The organism is Streptomyces violaceus, assembly GCF_036014075.1.
Classification (GTDB): Bacteria; Actinomycetota; Actinomycetes; order Streptomycetales; family Streptomycetaceae; genus Streptomyces; species Streptomyces violaceus.
The window spans coordinates 6,941,320-6,960,260 of record NZ_CP107911.1 but is presented as its reverse complement, the minus strand read 5'-3'; the positions used below and the strand labels follow the sequence as shown (position 1 = coordinate 6,960,260).

Genomic DNA, 18,941 nt, shown 5'->3' with positions numbered 1-18,941 from the left:
GATCATGCGACCGGTCACGGGATCCTCCCCGCTCCCGCGCCGCGGGCCACGGCCCGGTCGGCCGCCGCGGCGCTGTCGATCGGCCCGTGCAGGGTGGGGGTCCAGCCGACGTCGGCGGTCAGATCGCGCTCGCTGCCGGAGTTGTAGGCGTTGTTGATCGCGAGCAGGTCGACCGGGTAACCGTTGAAGAGGGTGCCGCTCTGGTGCAGGGCGCTGCCGTTCCAGCTCTTGACCAGGTCGGCGACCTCCACATGGCCGGGGGCGTGGAAGGCGTTGTTCTCGGCGTGGATCCTCGACTCGGTGGAGACGCCGAGGGAGTAGCGGTAGTCGTCCTCGGTGACCTCGTACCGGTTGTTGTAGAGGTGCACCTGCCCGAAGCGGACGCGCGGGGCGCGCTGCACGACCGACTCGAACGCGTTGTGGTGCAGGGTGACCCGGAGCCTGCCCCGGTCGCTCGTTGCCGTGTCGCTGTTGCCGATCAGCATCGCCTTGTCGTGGTCGGCGAAGCGGCTCCAGGAGACGGTGACGAGGTCGGAGCCGTTGGTGATGTCCAGCAGTCCGTCGTGGCGCAGGTAGTTGCGGGCGAAGTAGGTGGGTTCCTTCGCGTCCGGGTGGCCCCGGTCGGATGCGGTGATGTGGTCGATCCAGACATGTGTGGCGCCGGTCAGCCAGATCGTGTCGTAGGCCGTCTTCCAGTCGCCTAGGCCGCCGGTGTTGGGCTGCCAGACGGGGAAGCAGTCGTAGGCGTCGCGCACGTCGAGGTTGCGGATGATCACGTTGTCCGCGTTCCTCACCTGAAGGCTGGCGCCCTTCAGGACGGCCGAGTCGCCGAGTCCGACGATCGTGGTGTTGGAGCCGACGGGCAGCACGATCCGCTCGGCCTGCCGGGCGGCGGAGGCCTGGCGGGCTTCCTCCTGCGGGCCGCTGGGCTTGGCGGAGCCCCAGGTGCGGGGGTCGTAGGCGGCGAGGTACTTCTTCAGGCCGTAGCCGCCGGTGGCGTAGTCGGAGCAGTCCAGACGGTCGCCGTCGTCGTCGGTGTTGGCGTCGATGGTCCCCGCGATTTTGATGATCTTCGGGGTGTCGCTGCCGCCGTCGAGGGCGCGGACCAGTCCGGCCCGGTCGGTGACGGTGTGGACGTGCTCGGCGTCGGCGGCCGCGCCTCCGGTGGTGCCCGCGCCCTCGGCGGCCCAGCCGTCGTTCGCGGGCAGGGTGTCGCGGCTGATGTCCCGGTCCTCGGCGTGCGCGGGGACACACAGAAGCGCCAACAGCCCGGCCGCGACCGCCAGTTGTCCGGCTCTCATCCCTTCACCGCCCCCGCGCTGAACCCGGTGATCAGCCACTTCTGGATGAAGGCGAACACGATCACGACCGGAACGGCCGCGATGATGCCGCCCGCGGCGAGGGCGCCCAGGTCGACGCTGTCGGCGCTCATCAGGGAGTTGAGACCGACGGGGATCGTCTGCTTGTCCTGGTTGTTCAGGAACATCAGGGCGAACAGGAAGTGGTTCCAGGAGTGGACGAAGGCGAACGAGCCGACGGCGATCAGGCCCGGCCGCAGCAGCGGCAGCACCACGATCCGGAAGGCCGTCATGCGGTTGCAGCCGTCCACCCAGGCCGCCTCCTCCAGGGAGTACGGCACGTTCTTGATGAAGTTGCTGATCAGGATCATCGACAGCGGCAGCTGGAAGACCGTCTCGGCGAGGATGACACTGCCCAGCGAGTTGATCATCTGCAGTTCGGCGAAGATCTCGAACAGCGGCACCAGCAGCAGGGCGCCCGGCACGAACTGGGAGCACAGCAGCGCCAGCATGAACGCCCGCTTGATCTTGAAGTCGAACCGGGCGAGGGCGTAGCCGCCGGCCAGCGCGACGAGCGTCGTCATGAGCAGGGTGGCGACGCCGACGAGCACGCTGTTGGTGAAGTAGGTGCCGAAGCTGCGGTCCGTCCACACCTTCTCGAAGTGCTCGAAGGTGATCGGCCAGGGCACGAGCGAGGTCGAGCCGGCCGGGCGCAGCGAGAAGAGCAGGATCCAGTAGAAGGGGATGAGGGTGAAGACCAGGTAGATCCCCAGGGGCAGGTAGACCTGCCAGCGGGGGGCCTCGTCCCAGGCGCGGTTCTTCTTCCTGGGCCGCGGCGGTTCGGGGGTGGCGGGCACGGGAGCGGGCGCCGCCTTGGTGGCTTCCTTGACGCTCACTTGTTGTCGCCTCCGAACTTGCTCAGCCGCAGATAGACCATCGAGCAGAAGAGCAGAATCACGAACGCGACCGTGGTCAGGGCGGACGCGTAGCCGAAGTTGTGGGCGTCGACCGAGGTGTTGGCGATGTAGAGCGGGAGAGTGGTGGTCTCCCCCGCCGGACCGCCGCCGGTCAGGGTGTAGAGCAGGTCGACGTTGTTGAACTCCCACACCGCGCGCAGCAGCGTGGACAGGATGATGGCGTCCTTCAGATGCGGCAGCGTGATGTGCCAGAACTGCTTGATGCGGCTGGCCCCGTCGACCTCGGCGGCCTCGTACAGGTCCTTCGAGACGGACTGGAGGTCGGCGAGGATGAGGATCGCGAAGAAGGGCACGCCGCGCCACAGATCGGCCACGACCGCCGCCGGGAACACCGTGGAGGTGTCCGACAGCCAGCTCGTTCCGTAGGAGCCGATGCCCATGTCCGCGAGGTAACGGGTGATGCCCGTCTGGGAGTTGTAGAGCAGCACCCAGATCGCGGAGGTCAGGACGCCCGAGACGGCCCACGGGGAGAAGACCAGGGCGCGTCCCAGGCCCCGGCCCACAAAGGTCTGGTTGACGATGAGGGCCAGCGCGAGGCCGAACAGCAGCTGGAGTCCGACCTCGACGAAGACCCACTTGGCACTGAAGACCAGCGTGTCCCAGAAGACCGGGTCCTCGGTGAAGGCGTGGACGAAGTTGTCGAAGCCCGCGTAGCCGTTCCGCCATGGCTTGGTGGGGTTGTAGTTCTGCAGGCTGTAGTAGAAGACGCTGATGACCGGGTAGGCGATGAAGCCCAGCATGAGCAGGGCGGCCGGGGCGATCAGCAGGTACGGGAGCTTGCGTGGCGTGGCGGAGGCCCGGCGCCGCCGGGGTGGCGCGGGCGGTTTCGCCACGGCTGCGGCTTGGGCCATGACTGTTCTCCGTTCTCAGTACGTCGTGGAACGTCGTGCGTCGGTGCGTCGGTGCGTTGGTGCGTGGCCTGCGCGGGAAGCGCTTTCTTCCTGCGCAGGGTCGTACCGGGTCGTGCCGAGGAGCAGGGGTCGCGCGAGAAGCACGGGTGGTGCCGTGGAACACGGTGGTGCGGTGACGCTCGGGTCGTGCCGTCGTGCCGTCGTGCCGTCGTGCCTGGGCGGTGCGGTGGCGCTCGGGTCGTGCGGTGGCGCGTGGGTCGTGCCGGCCTGGTGGGGCTCAGCCCGCGTACGGGTCCTGCACCTTGCCTGCGCGAGCCAGGAACTCGAAGTCGCAGCCGGTGTCGGCCTGCGTGATCTGCTCGTTGTAGAGCGCGCCGTAGCCGCGCTCGTACCGGGTGGGCGGCGGCGTCCAGTCCGCCCTGCGCCGCTCCAGCTCCTCGTCGTCCACGTGGAGCTGGAGGGTGCGCGCCTCGACGTCGAGGGTGATGGAGTCGCCGGTGCGGACGAGGGCGAGAGGTCCGCCCACGTACGACTCGGGTGCCACGTGCAGCACGCACGCGCCGTAACTCGTGCCGCTCATCCGGGCGTCGGAGATACGGACCATGTCCCGGACGCCCTGCTTGAGCAGATAGTCGGGCAGCGGCAGCATCCCGTACTCGGGCATGCCCGGGCCGCCCTTGGGACCGGCGTTGCGCAGCACGAGCACATGCTCGGGGGTGATGCCGAGAGACGGGTCGTTGATGGTGCGCTGCATCGTCCTGTAGTCGTCGAAGACGACGGCGGGACCGGTGTGCTTGAGCAGGTGCCGCTCGGCGGAGATGTGCTTGATGACGGCGCCGTCCGGGCAGAGGTTGCCGCGCAGCACGGCGACCCCGCCCTCCTGGGCGACCGGGTTGTCCCGGGTCCGGATGACGTCGTCGTTGTGGACCTGGGCGCCCTCCAGTTGTTCCCGCAGGGTGTCGTACGAGACCGTCGGCCGGTCCAGGTGGAGCAGGTCCGTGATCCGGGAGAGGAACCCGGGCAGGCCGCCCGCGAAGTGGAAGTCCTCCATCAGATACGTCTGTCCGCCGGGCCGTACGTTGGCCAGCACCGGGACCGTGCGGGCGATGCGGTCGAAGTCGTCGAGGGTGAGCCGGACGCCCGCGCGGCCGGCCATGGCGATCAGATGGATCACGGCGTTGGTCGAGCCGCCGAGACCGAGCACGGTCGTCACGGCGTCCTGGAAGGCCTCGGCGGTGAGGATGTCGCTCAGCTTCCGGTCCTTGTGGACCAGTTCGACGATCCTGAGCCCCGCGGCGGCGGCCATCCGGTCGTGCCCGGAGTCGACGGCCGGGATGCTGGAGGCCCCCGGGACGGTCACGCCGAGCGCCTCGGCGGCGGCCGTCAGCGTGGAGGCCGTGCCCATCGTCATGCAGTGACCGGGCGAGCGGGCGAGGCCGCTCTCCAGCTCCTGCATCTCGCAGTCGCCGATGTGGCCGGCGCGCTTCTCGTCCCAGTACTTCCACATGTCGGTGCCGGACCCGAGGACCTCGTTGCGCCAGTGGCCCGGCAGCATCGGCCCGGCCGGCACGAACACCGTCGGCAGGTCGGCGCTCGCCGCGCCCATGAGCAGGGCGGGCGTGGACTTGTCGCAGCCGCCCATCAGCACGGCCCCGTCGACCGGGTACGACCGCAGCAGCTCCTCCGTCTCCATGGCGAGCATGTTGCGGTAGAGCATCGGGGTCGGCTTCTGGAAGGTCTCGCTGAGCGTGGAGACGGGGAACTCCAGCGGGAAGCCCCCGGCCTGCCACACGCCCCGCTTCACGGCCTGCGCGCGATCCCGCAGATGGACGTGGCAGGGGTTGATGTCGGACCAGGTGTTGAGGATCGCGATGACGGGCTTGCCCAGGTGTTCCTCGGGCAGGTAGCCGAGCTGGCGGGTACGGGCCCGGTGGCTGAAGGTACGCAGCCCTTCGGTGCCGTACCACTGGTGGCTCCGCAGCTCCTCGGGGCGCTTCTCGTCGCTCATATCGACCACCCGGCGGCGATGGCGGCGACCTCGGCGCGCTCGCTCTGAGGCAGCGGCTTGCTCGGCGGCCGGACCTCGCGGCGGCACAGGCCGAGGGAGGCGAGGGCCTCCTTGACGACGGTGACGTTGTTGGCCGAGCCGCTGTCGGCGCGCAGTTCCTCGAAGCGGCGGATCTGCTCCCAGACCTTCATGGCGGCCGGGTAGTCACCGGAGCGCAGCGCCTCGATCATGTTCAGGGAAACGGCGGGGGCGACGTTGACGAGCCCCGAGGTGAAGCCGGTGGCGCCCGCGGAGAAGTAGGAGGGGGCGTACGGCTCGGCGAGGCCCGCCACCCAGACGAACCGCTCCAGCCCGGCGTCCCGTGCGAAGGCGGCGAACCTGGCGGCGTCCGGGACGGCGTACTTCACGCCGATGACGTTCGGGCAGGCGTCGGCGAGTTCGGCGAGCCGGGCGCCGGTGAGCTGCGGGTTGCGGACGTACGGGACGACGCCCAGCTCGGGCACGGCCTCGGCGATGGCACGGTGGTAGTCGACCCAGCCGGCCTGCGAGACGTACGGGTGGACGGGCTGGTGGACCATCACCATCTGGGCGCCGCGCTCGCGGGCGTGCCGGGCGGTGGCGACCGCGGTGGGCACGTCGTGCCCGACCCCGACCAGGACGGCGGCCCGGTCCCCGGCCTCCTCCATGGTCAACTCGGTGACCAGGCGGCGCTCTTCGGGGGTCAGGGCGTAGAACTCGCCGGTGTTGCCGTTCGGGGTGAGGGTCGTGATGCCGCCGTCGAGCAGACGGCGCAGCAGGGCCCGGTAGGTGTCCTGTGCGACGGAGCCGTCCTCGGCGAACGGGGTCACCGGGATCGCCACCACGTCGGCCAGGGCCGCCCGCTGGGTCTCGAACGCCACGCTGCTCATTGCTGACCTTCCTGTTCCAGTCCTGCCTCGGGGAAAGCGCGCTGCACGAAGGACGCGATGTGGGAGTGGAGGGCGCGGGCCGCGCCGTCGGCGTCGCCGTCGAGGGCGAGCCGGAGGATCTCGCGGTGCTCGCCGGCCTCCCGCTCCCAGGAGGGCGAGGCGGCCCAGGCGACGGCGGAGACCAGGGCGGCCTGGTCGCGGACCTCGTCGAGCATCCGGCCGAGCAGCGGGTTGCCGCAGGGCAGGTACAGGGAGCGGTGGAACTCCCGGTTGGCGAGGGAGCGTTCGGCCGTGTCGATGGCCGCGTCGGCCCTGGTCAGCGCATCACGGGCGGCATCCAGGGAGGCCCCGCGCTGTACGGCGCGCTTCAGCGCCTCGGGCTCCAGCAGCAGCCGTACGTCGTAGACCTCGCGCGCCATGTCCGCGTCCACCAGGCGCACCGTGACGCCCTTGTACTGGCTCATCACGACCAGCCCGGTCCCTGCGAGGGTCTTGAGCGCCTCCCGCACCGGGGTCTTGGACACCCCGAACTGCGCGGCGAGCTCGGTCTCGACCAGCGCCTGCCCCGGCGTCAACTGCCCGGTGAGGATGCGGTGTTTGATCCCCTCCAGCACGAACTGCGTGCGGGAGGGGATCGGCGTGGGCACAGAGGTCATGCGCGCCTCTCGGATCTCGCGTATCGCGTCTCATATATGACGTACGAAGTACGACGCGATGACGTTAGGAGGGCGCGTGTGGTTCGTCAATGCTTTCGACAAAGGAAAGGGAAATCGCTTTCTACGACCTGCGCGTCCACCCCGGCTCCCGCCCGCTCAGACCCACCGCCCGGTCCAGCAGCGCCGCGTCCGCGTCGACGCGTACGACGGGGCCGAAGATGTCGCCGCGGTCGGCGTCGTCGGCCGCTGCCGCGAGGAAGTCATGGCAGACCTGGAGCGCGGCCGGGTCGGGGGCATAGGACTGGCCGGTCGCACGGGCCAGGTCCCAGCCGTGGATCACCAGCTCGTCGGTCGCGACGAGGCCCGCGATCTCGCCGGGCAGATCCACGCCTCCGGCGCGGGTCATACCGGTCCACGCGGCCGGGTCGCGCCATGCCTCGGCCAGTTCGCCGAGCACCTTGGGCAGATCCTCGCGCCACCCCTGCCCGATCTCGGGCAGGGCGGAGCCCGGGTCGGTGTCGGTCGTGACGCCCAGGTCTTTGCGGCCAGCGTCGCGGAAGGCGACGGCCAGCCCGGCCAGGTGGCCCAGCACATTGCGCACCGCGTACCGCGGGCAGGGCGTCGGGGCCGCCAGCTGCTCGTCGGTGACACCCTCGGCCAGGCGCGCCACGACCGCCGCCTGCGGTCCGAGGTCGAGGGTCGGGGTCGTGTCGGTCATCGGCTGCTCCTCCTGATTTCCTGATGTCGTTCCTGGGAGGTAGACCGACGGCGACCGCGGAACTCATCGCCCGGCCGACCGCTTGCTACGGCACCTGACCGATCCCCGCCCCCGGTCCTTAGAGCCACGATGACCAGGCATGACGACGATCAAGGCGTCCCTGACGACCTGGCCCGTGGTGCGCGTCCTGCGTGACCGCAACGCGGGGCTCTATCTCTCCTCGGTGGTGGTCTCCGGCTTCGGCACCTCGGCCCTGTGGCTGGTGTCCGGCGTATGGGTCAAGGACCTCACCGGCTCGGACGGCCTGGCCGCGCTGTGCATGCTCGCCATGTGGCTGCCGACCCTGGCCGGCCCGCTGCTGGGCACTCTCGCCGACCGGGGCCGCCGCAAGCCACTGCTGATCGGCGTGAACGTGCTCCTGAGCGCCTGCCTGCTCACTCTCGTGAGTGTCGACGCCCCGGGCGACCTGTGGCTGCTGTACGCGGTGCTGTTCGTGTACGGCGCGGCGGGCGTCGTCCATGACGCGGCCGAGTCGGCGCTCGTGGCGACCGCCGTCGACTCGTCCCTGCTCGGCGACTTCAACGGCCTGCGCATGACGGCCACGGAGGGCATGAAACTCCTGGCCCCGCTGGCGGGGGCGGGCCTGTACGCGGCATACGGCGGTGCGAGCGTGGCCCTCTTGGACGCGGCGACGTTCGTGCTGGCCACGGGGCTGTACGCGCTGCTGCGGGTGCGGGAGGAGAAGCCCGCGCCGCCCGCCGGAAGCCGGCGGAAGCGGACCGCCGAGGGCGCCCGCCACCTGTGGGCGCACCCCGTGCTGCGCCCCCTGGTCCTGGCGGGCGGCGCCACTATGCTGTGCGCCGGAGTGAACGGGGCGATGGTCTACGCCGTCGTCGACGACCTCGGGCACTCCCCCGCGTACGCCGGTGTGCTGTACGCCGTGCAGGGCGCCGGATCGGTCGCGGTGGGTCTGCTCTCCGGCACGGCCCTGCGCCGCCTGGGCGAGCGGCGCTTCGCGGCGTACGGCGTCGCCCTGCTGGCCGTCGCGGTGGCCCTGCGGGCGGTGCCGTCCGACCCACTGGCGCTGGTGTGCGGCGTGGCGATCGGCGCGGGTCTGCCCGCGGTGCTGATCGCCGCACTGACCTCGGTGCAACGCGAGACCCCTGACCCGCTGCTGGGCCGGGTCACCGCCACGGCCAACACGCTGGTGTACACCCCGAACGTGGTCGGACTGGCCACCGGAGCGGCCCTGGTCGAGCTGGTCGGCCACCGGCTCGTGCTGGTGGCGCTGGGCGGGGCGCTGCTGGTGACGGCCGCCCTGCTGCTGCCGTGGTCCGTCGGCGTCCGGCCGCCCCCGGCAGACGTCAGCCCGTCTTCTCGCCCTTGACCCAGGTCCCCTTGCGCAGGGCCGGGACACTCAGCGCGAGAGCGAGTGCGGGGACGAGCGTGTACCAGGCGAGGCCGTGGGTCGGTCCCACCCGGTCCACCAGCCAGCCCAGGACGAGGTACCCGCAGCCGATCAGCAGGGACTCCACGAACGTGATGACGGACAGCAGACTCGCCCGGTAGCGGGAGGGCACGCTCTCGTTGAAGACGTTGTCCACCACCACCGCGGTGACGTCCGGGACACCGACGGCGAGCAGGAACACACCGACGGTGAGCCACGCCAGGCCGAGGCTGGTGAAACCGAGCGCGGCGACGAGCACCAGCAAGGTCAGCGGCACGAGCAGGCGCACCCCCAGACGCCGGTCCGCCCGGTCCGCCAGCAGCGGGGCGAAGCCGCCGATCAGGTAGCCGGCCGACATCACCACACTGACCAGCGCGGTGGCCGTGCCCTGATGGCTCAGCGTCTCCTGGGTGAAGATGAAGTACGGGGTCATGGTGGCGTGCATCAGGGCGGACACCACGACCAGCGAGGCCAGCCGGGGGGCGAGGCGCCGTGACACGGCCGCCTTGCCGAGGGAGGCGCCTGCCGGTTCGGGCGAATCCGCGGGGCCGGGGGACGCCCCCGCCTCGTCGTCCGCCCCGCCGGACTCGTCGAGTGCGGCGACGTCCTCTCCGCGGATCTCAGTGACCCGGGTCAGCAGCACCGCCGCCGCGAGCAGCAGGGCGCACGCCGAGGTCAGGTACACCAGCTCCCAGGAGACCTGCTGCAGGCTGCCGCCCAGCGCGATGGCCAGGGCCATGGTGGTGGCGCCGAACGTCGCGTACCGGGACTTGACCTTCACGTAGTGCGTCTCGGCCCCGCGGAGCCTGAGGAGGTCGTAGAGCAGGGCGGTCTCCGCGCCGGAGACGCAGGCCATACCGATGCCCTGCAGTGCGAAGAGCACGACGAACGCGCCGTACCCCGACAGCGTCACCTGGCCGATGAGACACGCGCCGATCAGCGCCTGCCCGATGACGATGCTCGCCCTGCGGCCCACCCGGTCCGCGATGAACCCCGTCGGGACCTCGGCCAGCGCGCTGACGATGTACAGGAGGGTCTGCAGCAGGGCGATCTGGGCGGCGGAGAAACCCTGGTGGCCCAGGTAGAGAACGAACACCCCGCGCTGGAAAAGGGAGTTCGCAAGCACCGCGTACAGGTAGAAGGGGCGGGACACGCTCTTCGCCACGCGCAGGGAGGACGCGGCATCGCCGGGCCCCCTGGTGCTGTCCTGCGCGAGCTCGCCCGAATCCGTCGTCAACGCACCTTCTCCAGTCACGAGAGGCCCCCCGATCGGCGAGCAGCGACTTCACCCGCGGATACGCGTCCCGGTCCGGGCCGCCCTCACTGAAGGCCCCCGCTACCAGGAACGGGAGGATATCGGGAGACAACCCATGGGACGAGTCGGGATCCTCGTACGTCCGCACCGCGCCGGAGGCGAACAGCGCGGGGATCGCGTCGTGCCGCCACAACCGGGGCAGGACGAGGGAGGTCTCGAACCCGGTGCACGCCGACGGTTCCGGGAAGTCGCACTAACTGCGGCTGCCGGCGGGTGAGGAGGTGGCGCACTCCGGGAGTTGGAAACGGTGTGGGACGAGCGGCGCGTCGAGCGGGTGCGCTGACCGGGCCGCTCCCGCCCCGGCCGGCGGAGCCCGCGCCTCATCCGGCCGGGGTGCGCAGTGCCTCCGCAACGGTCGCCAGGTCGCTGTCCGACGCCAACCCGGCGTGATACAGCCGCAGTTCGGTGGCACCGAGCCGGCGCGCCTCTTCCGCGTCGGTGGCGAGGGTGGCGGGACTGCCGCCCATGCCGGAGACGACGGGGAAGTTGGCGGCGATGACGGCGCCCTCCTTGCCCTGGCGCGCGAACGGCGTCAGCGTGCCGGTGCCGCCCGCGCAGGGCACGACCACGCCGTCCGCGACGGACAGGATGTGCGCCGGGTCGACGCCGGGGTTGGCGCCGACGTGGTAGGACACCGGGTCCGCGTGCAGCAGCACCTGGAAGCCGTCGGGGGCGGCGGCCCGGACCGCCGCGACGGCCTTCTCCTGAAGCGTGCGGGCGGTGTCGTCGCGCCACGCACGCGTGGTGTGCGCGAGGGTCTCGCCGAGGAGCTTCTCGATACCCGTCCAGCCCCCGTCGGAGGGCGTCGCCCCCTGCCAGACCGGCTCCAGCGCGGTCCGGACGGCGGCGGCCAGTTCGTCGACGTCCAGGCCGTGCCGGCCGTAGCCCTCCCGGCAGGACGGGCAGAAGCAGAGCGCCATCAGGTACTGCCCGGCGTCCCCGAGGCCGATGCCGCCGGTCTTGTCGTGGGCGTGCAGATGCTGCAGGCCGTACCAGCCGAGTGACTCCAGCTCGGTGCCCCGCGCCCCGGGCCGTACGGCCGCCTCCGCCGCCAGGTCGGTCAGGTACGCGCGCGTGGCGGGCTGGGCGATGCACGGCGCCCAGGGGTAGCGGTCGCCGTAGGCGTTGACGACCGAGGTGTCCGGGTGCTCGGCGCCCAGCCGGGAGTTGTGCGCGAGGACGACCCAGGTGTGCACCTCCAGGCCGGCGTCCACGAGTGCGGCGGCGGCCTCCCCGAAGGCGTCCCCGGGGGCCCAGGCGCCGGCCGCGTAGGGGCGCAGCTCCCGCCCCTCCCAGCGGTCGTCCGCCGGGTAGAGCACGGAGGCGTGCTCGGCGGTGACGATGCGGTGGCGCGGGTGGCGGGGCGTGAGGGCGCGCGTGGAGTGGTAGGCGGCGGCGAGCGTCACCTGCTCCACGCCGAGCGCGGCGATCCGCGCGGGCGCCTCCGGGTCCCCGTTGACGTCCCAGGGGTAGACGAATGCCGAAGCCTTCACTTGGCCTCCTCCAGCAGCGCGTAGCCGCGTTCGATCAGTTCGGCGAGCTGCTTGACATGATCCCCGGTCGGCTCGTGCAGCGGGGGCCGAACCTCGCCCACGTCCAGTCCGCGCAGCCGTACACCGGCCTTGACCAGGGCGACGGCGTAGCCGCGGCCCTGGGCGCGCAGTTCGACGAACGGGCGGAAGAAGCCGTCCAGCAGCTTCTCCACGGTCCGCTGGTCGCCGTTGCCGAGCGCCTGGTGGAAGGCGAGGGCCAGCTCGGGCGCGAAGCAGAACACGGCGGAGGAGTAGAGCGTGACGCCGAGGGCGCGGTAGGCGAGCTGGGTCTGCTCGGCGGTCGGCAGGCCGTTGAAGTACAGGAAGTCGCCCGGGACCTCGGAGCGCACGGCGCTGATGACGCGCTGCATGAGGTCGAGGTCGCCGAGCCCGTCCTTGAGGCCGATGATGCCGTCCGTGCGGGCCAGTTCGACGACGGTCTCCGGGGTGAAGACCGCGTTGTCGCGCTGGTAGACGACGACGGGCAGGGAGGTCGCCTCGGCTACCTCCCGGTAGTGCCGCAGCAGCCCCTCCTGCCCGGCGACGACGAGGTACGGCGGCATGGCGAGGAGCCCGTCCGCCCCGGCGGCCTCGGCCAGGCGGGCGTAGCGCACGGCGAGCGCGGTGCCGTACCCGGCGCCCGCGACGACCTGCACCCGTCCTTCGGCCGCCTCGACGGCGGCACTGACGCACCGCTCGAACTCCTCGGGCGTGAGCGCGTGGAACTCACCAGTGCCGCAGCAGGCGAACACGGCGGCGGCTCCGGCCTCGACCCCGCGGCGCACATGCGTGCGGAAGGTGTCGAGGTCCACGGAGCCGTCGGGACCGTACGCGGTGACCGGGAAGAACAGCGGCCCGCTGGGGTTGTTGAGTCGAGCGGCGAGACGGGCTGACGTCACAAGCTCTCCCGGTTCCATATTCATGATTGCCGTCTATATTTCTGAACACCTCCACGCTAAGGCGCCCCCTTGCCGCCGGTCAAGCACGCGAACCCGCGACGCACCAGCGGATTTACCGCTCCCGTGACACACTTGACGGGCTCCACCCCAGCTCCTTAGCGTGTCCACGAATATGAATGCCGTGCGCCCATGTACACGGTGACCCATTCAAGGAGACCCGAGGATGCCCGCTCCCCGCACCGTTCTGCTCACCGGCGCCGCCGGCGGCCTCGGCACCCTGATGCGGGACCTGCTCCCGGACTACGGCTACGACCTGCGCCTGCTCGACCTGCGCCCGATCGAGGACGCGCCGGACGCGATCGTCGCCGACCTCGGCGACAAGGACGCCGTGCGCGAGGCGGTCCGGGGCGTCGACGCGATCATCCACCTCGCGGGCATCTCCCTGGAAGCTCCCTTCGAGAAGATCCTCAAGGCGAACATCGAGGGCACCTACCACCTGTACGAGGCCGCCCGCGAAGAGGGCATCGGCCGGATCGTCTTCGCCTCCTCCAACCACGCCGTCGGCTACACCCCGCGCCCCCAGGGCACCGACCCGCTCATCCCCATCGACACCCCGCACCGTCCGGACACCTTCTACGGCCTGTCCAAGTCCTTCGGCGAGGACCTCGCGCAGTTCTACTGGGACAAGCACGGGATCGAGACGGTCTCGGTGCGCATCGGCTCCTGCTTCGCCGAGCCGACCAGCGTGCGCATGCTGTCGGTGTGGATGAGCCCGGCCGACGGCGCCCGCCTCTTCCACGCGACCCTGACCGCCGAGAACGTCGGCCACACCGTCGTCTACGGCTCCTCCGCCAACACCCGGCTGTGGTGGGACCTCACCACGGCACGGGCGCTCGGCTACGACCCCCAGGACGACTCCGAGCCCTTCGCCGAGAAGCTGATCGCCGAGCAGGGCGAGCTGCAGGACGGCAACGAGGCGCACGCCTACCTGGGCGGCCAGTTCGTGACGGACCCGCCGATCTGGCCGTACTGACCTGAACACGTCGCTCAACGGGGCGGGCGGGCACCGAACGGGCCCGCCCGCCGCCGTATTCGGGCACCGCCCCTGCCCGATCTCACGCGCCGATCAAGGCCCACGCAGGTCCGCGACGGGCACGCCCCGTGCCGAACGGGCGCAAGCGGGCAGTATCGAGCCCGCAACAGACCTGGTCACTGCCGCATCCCCGCTGTAGAAATTCCCCCACGGGCCACACCGGGCCCGAACGGGCAGCGCAAGCGGAAGGCAGGTGTCGGGATGAGCACGAGGACCGCGGAAGAACGTCAGCGGGAGATCGTGCTTGTCGCACGACGTGACGGCGCTGTCGACGTCACCGCGCTCGCCACCGAGCTGGGCGTGGCCAAGGAGACCGTACGACGGGATCTGCGCGTCCTGGAGGACCACGGCCTGCTCCGGCGTACGCATGGCGGCGCCTATCCCGTGGAGAGCGCCGGTTTCGAGACGACGCTCGCCTTCCGCGCCACCAGCCACGTCCCCGAGAAGCGCCGGATCGCGACCGCCGCGGCCGAGCTGCTCGGGGACGCCGAGACCGTCTTCGTCGACGAGGGCTTCACCCCGCAGCTCATCGCCGAGGCACTCCCCCGGGACCGGCCGCTGACCGTGGTCACCGCGTCCCTGCCGGTCGCGGGCGCGCTCGCCGAGACCGACACCGTCTCCGTGCTGCTGCTCGGCGGCCGGGTCCGCTCCGGCACCCTCGCCACCGTCGACCACTGGACGACGAAGATGCTGGCCGGCTTCGTCGTCGACCTGGCGTTCATCGGCGCCAACGGCATCTCCCGCGAACACGGCCTCACCACCCCCGACCCGGCCGTCAGCGAGGTCAAGACGCAGGCGATCCGGGCCGCCCGCCGCACGGTCTTCGCGGGCGTGCACACCAAGTTCGGAGCGGTCAGCTTCTGCCGGTTCGCCGAGGTCGGCGCGCTGGAGGCGATCGTGACGAGCACGCTGCTGCCGACGGCCGAAGCCCACCGCTACTCACTGCTCGGGCCCCAGGTCATCCGGGTCTGACACCACACCGACCCTCGTCCCCCACTAGGCGCGGTCACGCCCTGTGCTGCCCCTTATCTCCCCATACATCCAGGAGCGATCCATGCGAACCCAGAGCCGACGACGGCCACCGCGAGCCACGCTCGCCGCGGCCGCCGCAGGGACGCTGCTCGCCCCGCTGCTCTCCGGCTGCTGGGTCGGCGCGGGCGGGGCCGGATCCGGCGGCGACGCCATCAACGTCCTCATGGTCAACAACCCCCAGATGGTCGAGCTGCAGAAGCTCACCCGCGCCCACTTCACCAAAGAGACCGGCATCAAGGTCAACTTCACGGTCCTGCCCGAGAACGACGTCCGCGACAAGATCAGCCAGGACTTCGCCAACCAGGCCGGCCAGTACGACGTCGCCACCCTGTCCAACTACGAGATACCGATCTATGCCCGCAACGGCTGGCTGCAAGAGATGAACGGCTACGTGGCCAAGGACCCGGCCTACGACGAGCGGGACGTCCTGAAGCCGATGCGCCAGTCCCTCACCGCCGAGGACGGCAAGCTCTACGGCCAGCCCTTCTACGGCGAGTCGTCGTTCCTGATGTACCGCAAGGACGTGTTCGAGAAGAAGGGCCTGACGATGCCCGCGCACCCCACCTGGCAGCAGGTGGCGGACCTCGCGGCGAAGGCGGACGGCGCCGAACCGGGCATGAAGGGCATCTGTCTGCGCGGCCTGCCCGGCTGGGGCGAGGTCATGGCACCCCTGACGACGGTCGTCAACACCTTCGGCGGCACCTGGTTCGACAAGAACTGGAAGGCGCAGCTCGACTCACCCGACTTCGAGAAGGCGACGAAGTTCTATGTCGACCTGGTGCGCGAGCACGGCGAGTCAGGCGCCGCCCAGTCCGGCTTCGCCGAGTGCCTGAACAACATGACCCAGGGCAAGGTCGCCATGTGGTACGACGCCACCTCCGCGGCCGGATCCCTGGAGGCCGCCAACTCCCCCGTCAAGGGCAAGGTCGGCTACGCCCCCGCACCCGTGGAGAAGACCGAGTCCTCCGGCTGGCTCTACACCTGGGCCTGGGGCATCCAGAAGTCCTCCCGCAACCCGGACAACGCCTGGAAGTTCGTCTCCTGGGCGTCCGGCAAGGGCTACGAGGAACTGGTCGGCGACCAGGCCGGCTGGTCCAACGTCCCGGCCGGCAAACGGGCGTCGACGTACGCCAACGCCGACTACCGCAAGGAGGCCGCCGCCTTCCAGGAGATGACCAAGGAGGCCATCGAGAAGGCCCGGCCCGACGATCCCGGCGTGCAGCCGCGGCCCGCGCCCGGCATCCAGTTCGTCGGCATCCCCGAGTTCACCGACCTCGGCACCAAGGTCTCCCAGGAGATCAGCGCGGCCATCGCCGGACGCCAGTCCGTCGAGTCGGCCCTGAGGAAGTCCCAGCAGCTCGCCGAGAAGATCTCCGAGGAGTACGAGGGACGATGACCGCCACGACAACGGCCCCCGTGGCCTCCCCCGAGATACGCAACCCCGTCCGCCGGCCCTCCGCCCGGCTGCGCGCCTGGGCCACCCGCGCCCCGCTGCTCCCCGCCCTGATCTTCATGGTCGTCGTCACCCAGCTGCCCTTCGTGGCCACACTGGTGATCTCCTTCTTCGACTGGAACGCCCTCTATCCCGACGCCCGGCACTTCACGGGCCTCGACAACTACCAGGAGGTCCTCACCGACGCGGACCTGCGCCACTCTGTGTGGACGACCGTGCTGCTGACGGTGGCGGTGGTCCTGGCCAGCCTGGTGCTGGGACTCGTCCTGGCCCTGTTGCTGGACCGGAAGTTCCGCGGCCGGGGCATCGTACGGACCCTGCTGATCGCACCCTTCCTGGTGGTACCGGTCGCTGCGGCCCTGCTCTGGAAGCATGTGCTCTACAACCCTGAATACGGCCTGCTCAATGGGTTGTTGCACTATGTGGGCGGTCCACAGCCCGACTGGATCTCCAACACCCCGCTGCTCGCGGTCGAGGCATCCCTCGTCTGGCAGTGGACGCCGTTCATGATGCTGATCCTGCTCGCCGGCCTGCAGAGCCGCGACCACGAGCAGATCGAGGCGGCCCGGGTCGACGGCGCGAGCGACTGGCAGATCTTCGTCCATCTGACGCTCCCGCATCTGCGCCGCTACCTCGAACTGGGCGCCCTGCTGGGCTCGATCTACATCGTCCAGAACTTCGACGCGGTCTTCACGATCACGTCCGGCGGCCTGGGCACCGCCAACCTCCCCTACACCGTCTACCAGAGCTTCTACCAGGCCCACGAGAACGGCCTCGCCTCGGCCGCGGGCGTCCTGGTCGTCATCGGCTCGATCGTCATCGCGACCTTCGCCCTGCGCGTGGTGTCGTCCCTGTTCCGCGAGGAGGTGTCCCGCGCATGAACGTCGTACGCCGCAACAGTATGGGCCTCATGGCCTGGCTGGCCGGGATCGTGTTCTTCCTGCCCATCGCCTGGATGGCCCTGACGTCCCTCCACTCGGAAGCCGACGCGGCGACCAACCCGCCCTCCTTCGCCGCCTCCCTGACCCTGGACGGCTACCGCGAGTTCTTCGGCGCGGGCGGCGGCGCGAGCCCCTGGCCGGCGCTGATCAACTCGGCGGTCGCGTCGCTGGCCTCGACCCTGCTGGTCCTGCTGCTGGCCTTCCCGGCGGCGTACGCGTTGTCGATCAACCGCGTCCGCAAGTGGACGGACGTCCTGTTCTTCTTCCTCTCCACGAAGATGCTGCCGGTGGTGGCGGGCCTGCTGCCGATCTATCTGTTCGCGAAGAACGCCGGGATGCTCGACAACATCTGGCTTCTGGTCATCCTCTACACGTCCATGAACCTGCCGATCGCGGTGTGGATGATGCAGTCGTTCCTCGCCGAGATCCCGGTCGCGGTGATCGAGGCGGCGAGGGTGGACGGGGCCGGGCTTGCGACGGTCCTCGCGCGCATCGTCGCCCCGGTCGCACTGCCCGGCATCGCGGCAACCTCCCTCATCTGCTTCATCTTCAGCTGGAACGAACTGCTCTTCGCACGGGTGCTGACCGGTGTGGTCGCCGAGACCGCCCCCGTCTTCCTGACCGGCTTCATCACCAGCCAGGGCCTGTTCCTGGCGAAGGTGTGCGCCGCGTCGCTCGTCATCTCCCTGCCGGTGCTCGCCGCGGGGTTCGCCGCCCAGGACAAGCTGGTCCAGGGCCTGTCGTTGGGAGCCGTGAAATGAAGGCCGCCGTCATCGAGTCCGTGGGCAAGGCCGTCGTCGCCGAGGTCCCGGACCCGACGCCAGGGCCGCGCGAGGTCGTCGTCGAGGTCGCTGCCTGCGGCCTCTGCGGCACCGATCTCCACATCCTGCAGGGCGAGTTCGCTCCGAAGCTGCCGATCGTGCCCGGGCACGAGTTCGCGGGCCAGGTGGTCGGGGTCGGCACCCAGGTCACCGAGGTGTCGGTGGGCGACCGGGTCGCGGTCGACCCCTCGCTCTACTGCTACGAGTGCCGCTACTGCCGTACCGGCCACAACAACCTCTGCGAACGCTGGGCGGCGATCGGCGTGACGACGGCGGGCGGCGCCGCGCAGTTCGCGGTGGCCCCGGTGGCGAACTGCGTGAAGCTCCCGGAACACGTCCGCACGGAGGACGCGGCCCTCGTGGAGCCGCTGTCCTGCGCGGTACGCGGCTACGACGTGCTCCAGTCCCGCCTCGGCGCGCACGTCCTGATCTACGGCTCCGGAACGATGGGCCTGATGATGCTGGAACTGGCGAAGCGCACGGGCGCGGCGAGCGTGGACATCGTCGACGTGAACCCGGCCCGCCTGGAGACGGCCCGCCGCCTCGGTGTCTCGGCGTCGGCGGCGAACCCCGACGAACTGGACCGGCCGCAGGGCTGGGACCTGGTCGTCGACGCCACGGGCAACGCGAGGGCGATCCAGGACGGCCTGGACCGGGTGGCCAAGGCGGGCACGTTCCTGCAGTTTGGCGTGGCCGACTACGCGACCCGCGTGACCATCGACCCGTACCGCATCTACAACCAGGAGATCACCATCACGGGCTCGATGGCGGTGCTGCACAGCTTCGAGCGGGCGGCGGAGCTGTTCGCGAACGGGGTGCTGGACCCGGAGATCTTCATCAGCGACCGCATCCCGCTGGAGCGGTACCCGCAGGCGCTGGAGCAGTTCGCGGCCGGGGTGGGCCGGAAGATCGTCGTGGTGCCCTAGTCGGGCCCTACGGGCCGAACCGCGCGTGGGGAGCGGCCCCCTCCGGCCGCACCCCACGCGTCCCCC

Annotated in this window: 17 protein-coding genes; 7 read left to right on the top strand and 10 right to left on the bottom strand. The window is 70.6% G+C overall.

From position 1 onward, the window contains the following. Positions 1 to 14: 14 nt before the first annotated feature. From OG542_RS31295 to OG542_RS31265, 7 genes are all read right to left on the bottom strand, one after another. Positions 15 to 1,301, bottom strand: coding sequence for a pectate lyase family protein (locus OG542_RS31295; RefSeq protein WP_328415193.1), 1,287 nt, complete (start codon positions 1,299 to 1,301; stop codon positions 15 to 17). Next, on the bottom strand, positions 1,298 to 2,194 hold the full coding sequence (locus tag OG542_RS31290) for a carbohydrate ABC transporter permease (protein ID WP_328415191.1): 897 nt from the start codon (positions 2,192 to 2,194) through the stop codon (positions 1,298 to 1,300). Before OG542_RS31290 ends, OG542_RS31295 begins: the two co-directional genes overlap by 4 nt. Further along, positions 2,191 to 3,126, bottom strand: a complete 936-nt coding sequence (locus tag OG542_RS31285) for a carbohydrate ABC transporter permease (RefSeq protein ID WP_184599640.1) — start codon at positions 3,124 to 3,126, stop codon at positions 2,191 to 2,193. Before OG542_RS31285 ends, OG542_RS31290 begins: the two co-directional genes overlap by 4 nt. 277 nt (positions 3,127 to 3,403) lie before the next feature. Then, on the bottom strand, positions 3,404 to 5,134 hold the full coding sequence (gene araD, locus OG542_RS31280) for an L-arabinonate dehydratase (protein WP_328415187.1): 1,731 nt from the start codon (positions 5,132 to 5,134) through the stop codon (positions 3,404 to 3,406). Further along, a complete protein-coding gene (locus OG542_RS31275; RefSeq protein ID WP_328415185.1) occupies positions 5,131 to 6,042 on the bottom strand; it encodes a dihydrodipicolinate synthase family protein in 912 nt (303 codons plus the stop codon). The genes araD and OG542_RS31275 overlap by 4 nt, the downstream gene beginning before the upstream one ends. Next, complete coding sequence (locus OG542_RS31270; protein WP_311124997.1) at positions 6,039 to 6,698, bottom strand: GntR family transcriptional regulator; 660 nt, start codon at positions 6,696 to 6,698, stop codon at positions 6,039 to 6,041. The genes OG542_RS31275 and OG542_RS31270 overlap by 4 nt, the downstream gene beginning before the upstream one ends. A gap of 121 nt (positions 6,699 to 6,819) precedes the next feature. Beyond that, on the bottom strand, positions 6,820 to 7,416 hold the full coding sequence (locus OG542_RS31265; protein ID WP_328415183.1) for a TIGR03086 family metal-binding protein: 597 nt from the start codon (positions 7,414 to 7,416) through the stop codon (positions 6,820 to 6,822). A gap of 139 nt (positions 7,417 to 7,555) precedes the next feature. Between OG542_RS31265 and OG542_RS31260 the strand changes: the two genes are divergently transcribed. Then, positions 7,556 to 8,803, top strand: a complete 1,248-nt coding sequence (locus tag OG542_RS31260) for an MFS transporter (RefSeq protein ID WP_328415181.1) — start codon at positions 7,556 to 7,558, stop codon at positions 8,801 to 8,803. Here OG542_RS31260 and OG542_RS31255 read toward each other — a convergent pair. The 3 genes from OG542_RS31255 to OG542_RS31245 form a co-directional block, all read right to left on the bottom strand. Continuing rightward, positions 8,781 to 10,100: an MFS transporter gene (locus OG542_RS31255; RefSeq protein WP_328415179.1), complete on the bottom strand. Its 1,320-nt coding sequence runs from the start codon at positions 10,098 to 10,100 to the stop codon at positions 8,781 to 8,783. The two genes, OG542_RS31260 and OG542_RS31255, sit on opposite strands and share 23 nt — an antisense overlap. 398 nt (positions 10,101 to 10,498) lie before the next feature. After that, positions 10,499 to 11,671 carry a hypothetical protein gene (locus OG542_RS31250; RefSeq protein ID WP_328415177.1) on the bottom strand — a complete coding sequence of 391 codons (1,173 nt, stop codon included), beginning with the start codon at positions 11,669 to 11,671 and terminating at the stop codon, positions 10,499 to 10,501. Continuing rightward, complete coding sequence (locus tag OG542_RS31245; RefSeq protein WP_328415175.1) at positions 11,668 to 12,609, bottom strand: 5-dehydro-4-deoxyglucarate dehydratase; 942 nt, start codon at positions 12,607 to 12,609, stop codon at positions 11,668 to 11,670. The genes OG542_RS31250 and OG542_RS31245 overlap by 4 nt, the downstream gene beginning before the upstream one ends. Positions 12,610 to 12,832: 223 nt before the next feature. Here OG542_RS31245 and OG542_RS31240 point away from each other — a divergent pair, with 223 nt between their 5' ends. The 6 genes from OG542_RS31240 to OG542_RS31215 all read left to right on the top strand — a co-directional run bounded on the left by OG542_RS31240 (position 12,833) and on the right by OG542_RS31215 (position 18,875). Further along, positions 12,833 to 13,642, top strand: a complete 810-nt coding sequence (locus OG542_RS31240) for an NAD-dependent epimerase/dehydratase family protein (protein WP_328415173.1) — start codon at positions 12,833 to 12,835, stop codon at positions 13,640 to 13,642. Positions 13,643 to 13,903: 261 nt separating this feature from the next. Then, positions 13,904 to 14,674: a DeoR/GlpR family DNA-binding transcription regulator gene (locus OG542_RS31235; protein WP_328415171.1), complete on the top strand. Its 771-nt coding sequence runs from the start codon at positions 13,904 to 13,906 to the stop codon at positions 14,672 to 14,674. Positions 14,675 to 14,756: 82 nt separating this feature from the next. After that, complete coding sequence (locus OG542_RS31230; RefSeq protein ID WP_311125005.1) at positions 14,757 to 16,130, top strand: ABC transporter substrate-binding protein; 1,374 nt, start codon at positions 14,757 to 14,759, stop codon at positions 16,128 to 16,130. Continuing rightward, entirely contained in the window at positions 16,127 to 17,068 is a 942-nt protein-coding gene (locus tag OG542_RS31225) for a carbohydrate ABC transporter permease (protein WP_193480743.1), read from the top strand. The genes OG542_RS31230 and OG542_RS31225 overlap by 4 nt, the downstream gene beginning before the upstream one ends. After that, entirely contained in the window at positions 17,065 to 17,889 is an 825-nt protein-coding gene (locus tag OG542_RS31220) for a carbohydrate ABC transporter permease (protein ID WP_328415169.1), read from the top strand. Before OG542_RS31225 ends, OG542_RS31220 begins: the two co-directional genes overlap by 4 nt. Continuing rightward, entirely contained in the window at positions 17,886 to 18,875 is a 990-nt protein-coding gene (locus OG542_RS31215) for a zinc-dependent alcohol dehydrogenase family protein (protein ID WP_328415167.1), read from the top strand. Before OG542_RS31220 ends, OG542_RS31215 begins: the two co-directional genes overlap by 4 nt. Positions 18,876 to 18,941 lie beyond the last annotated feature (66 nt).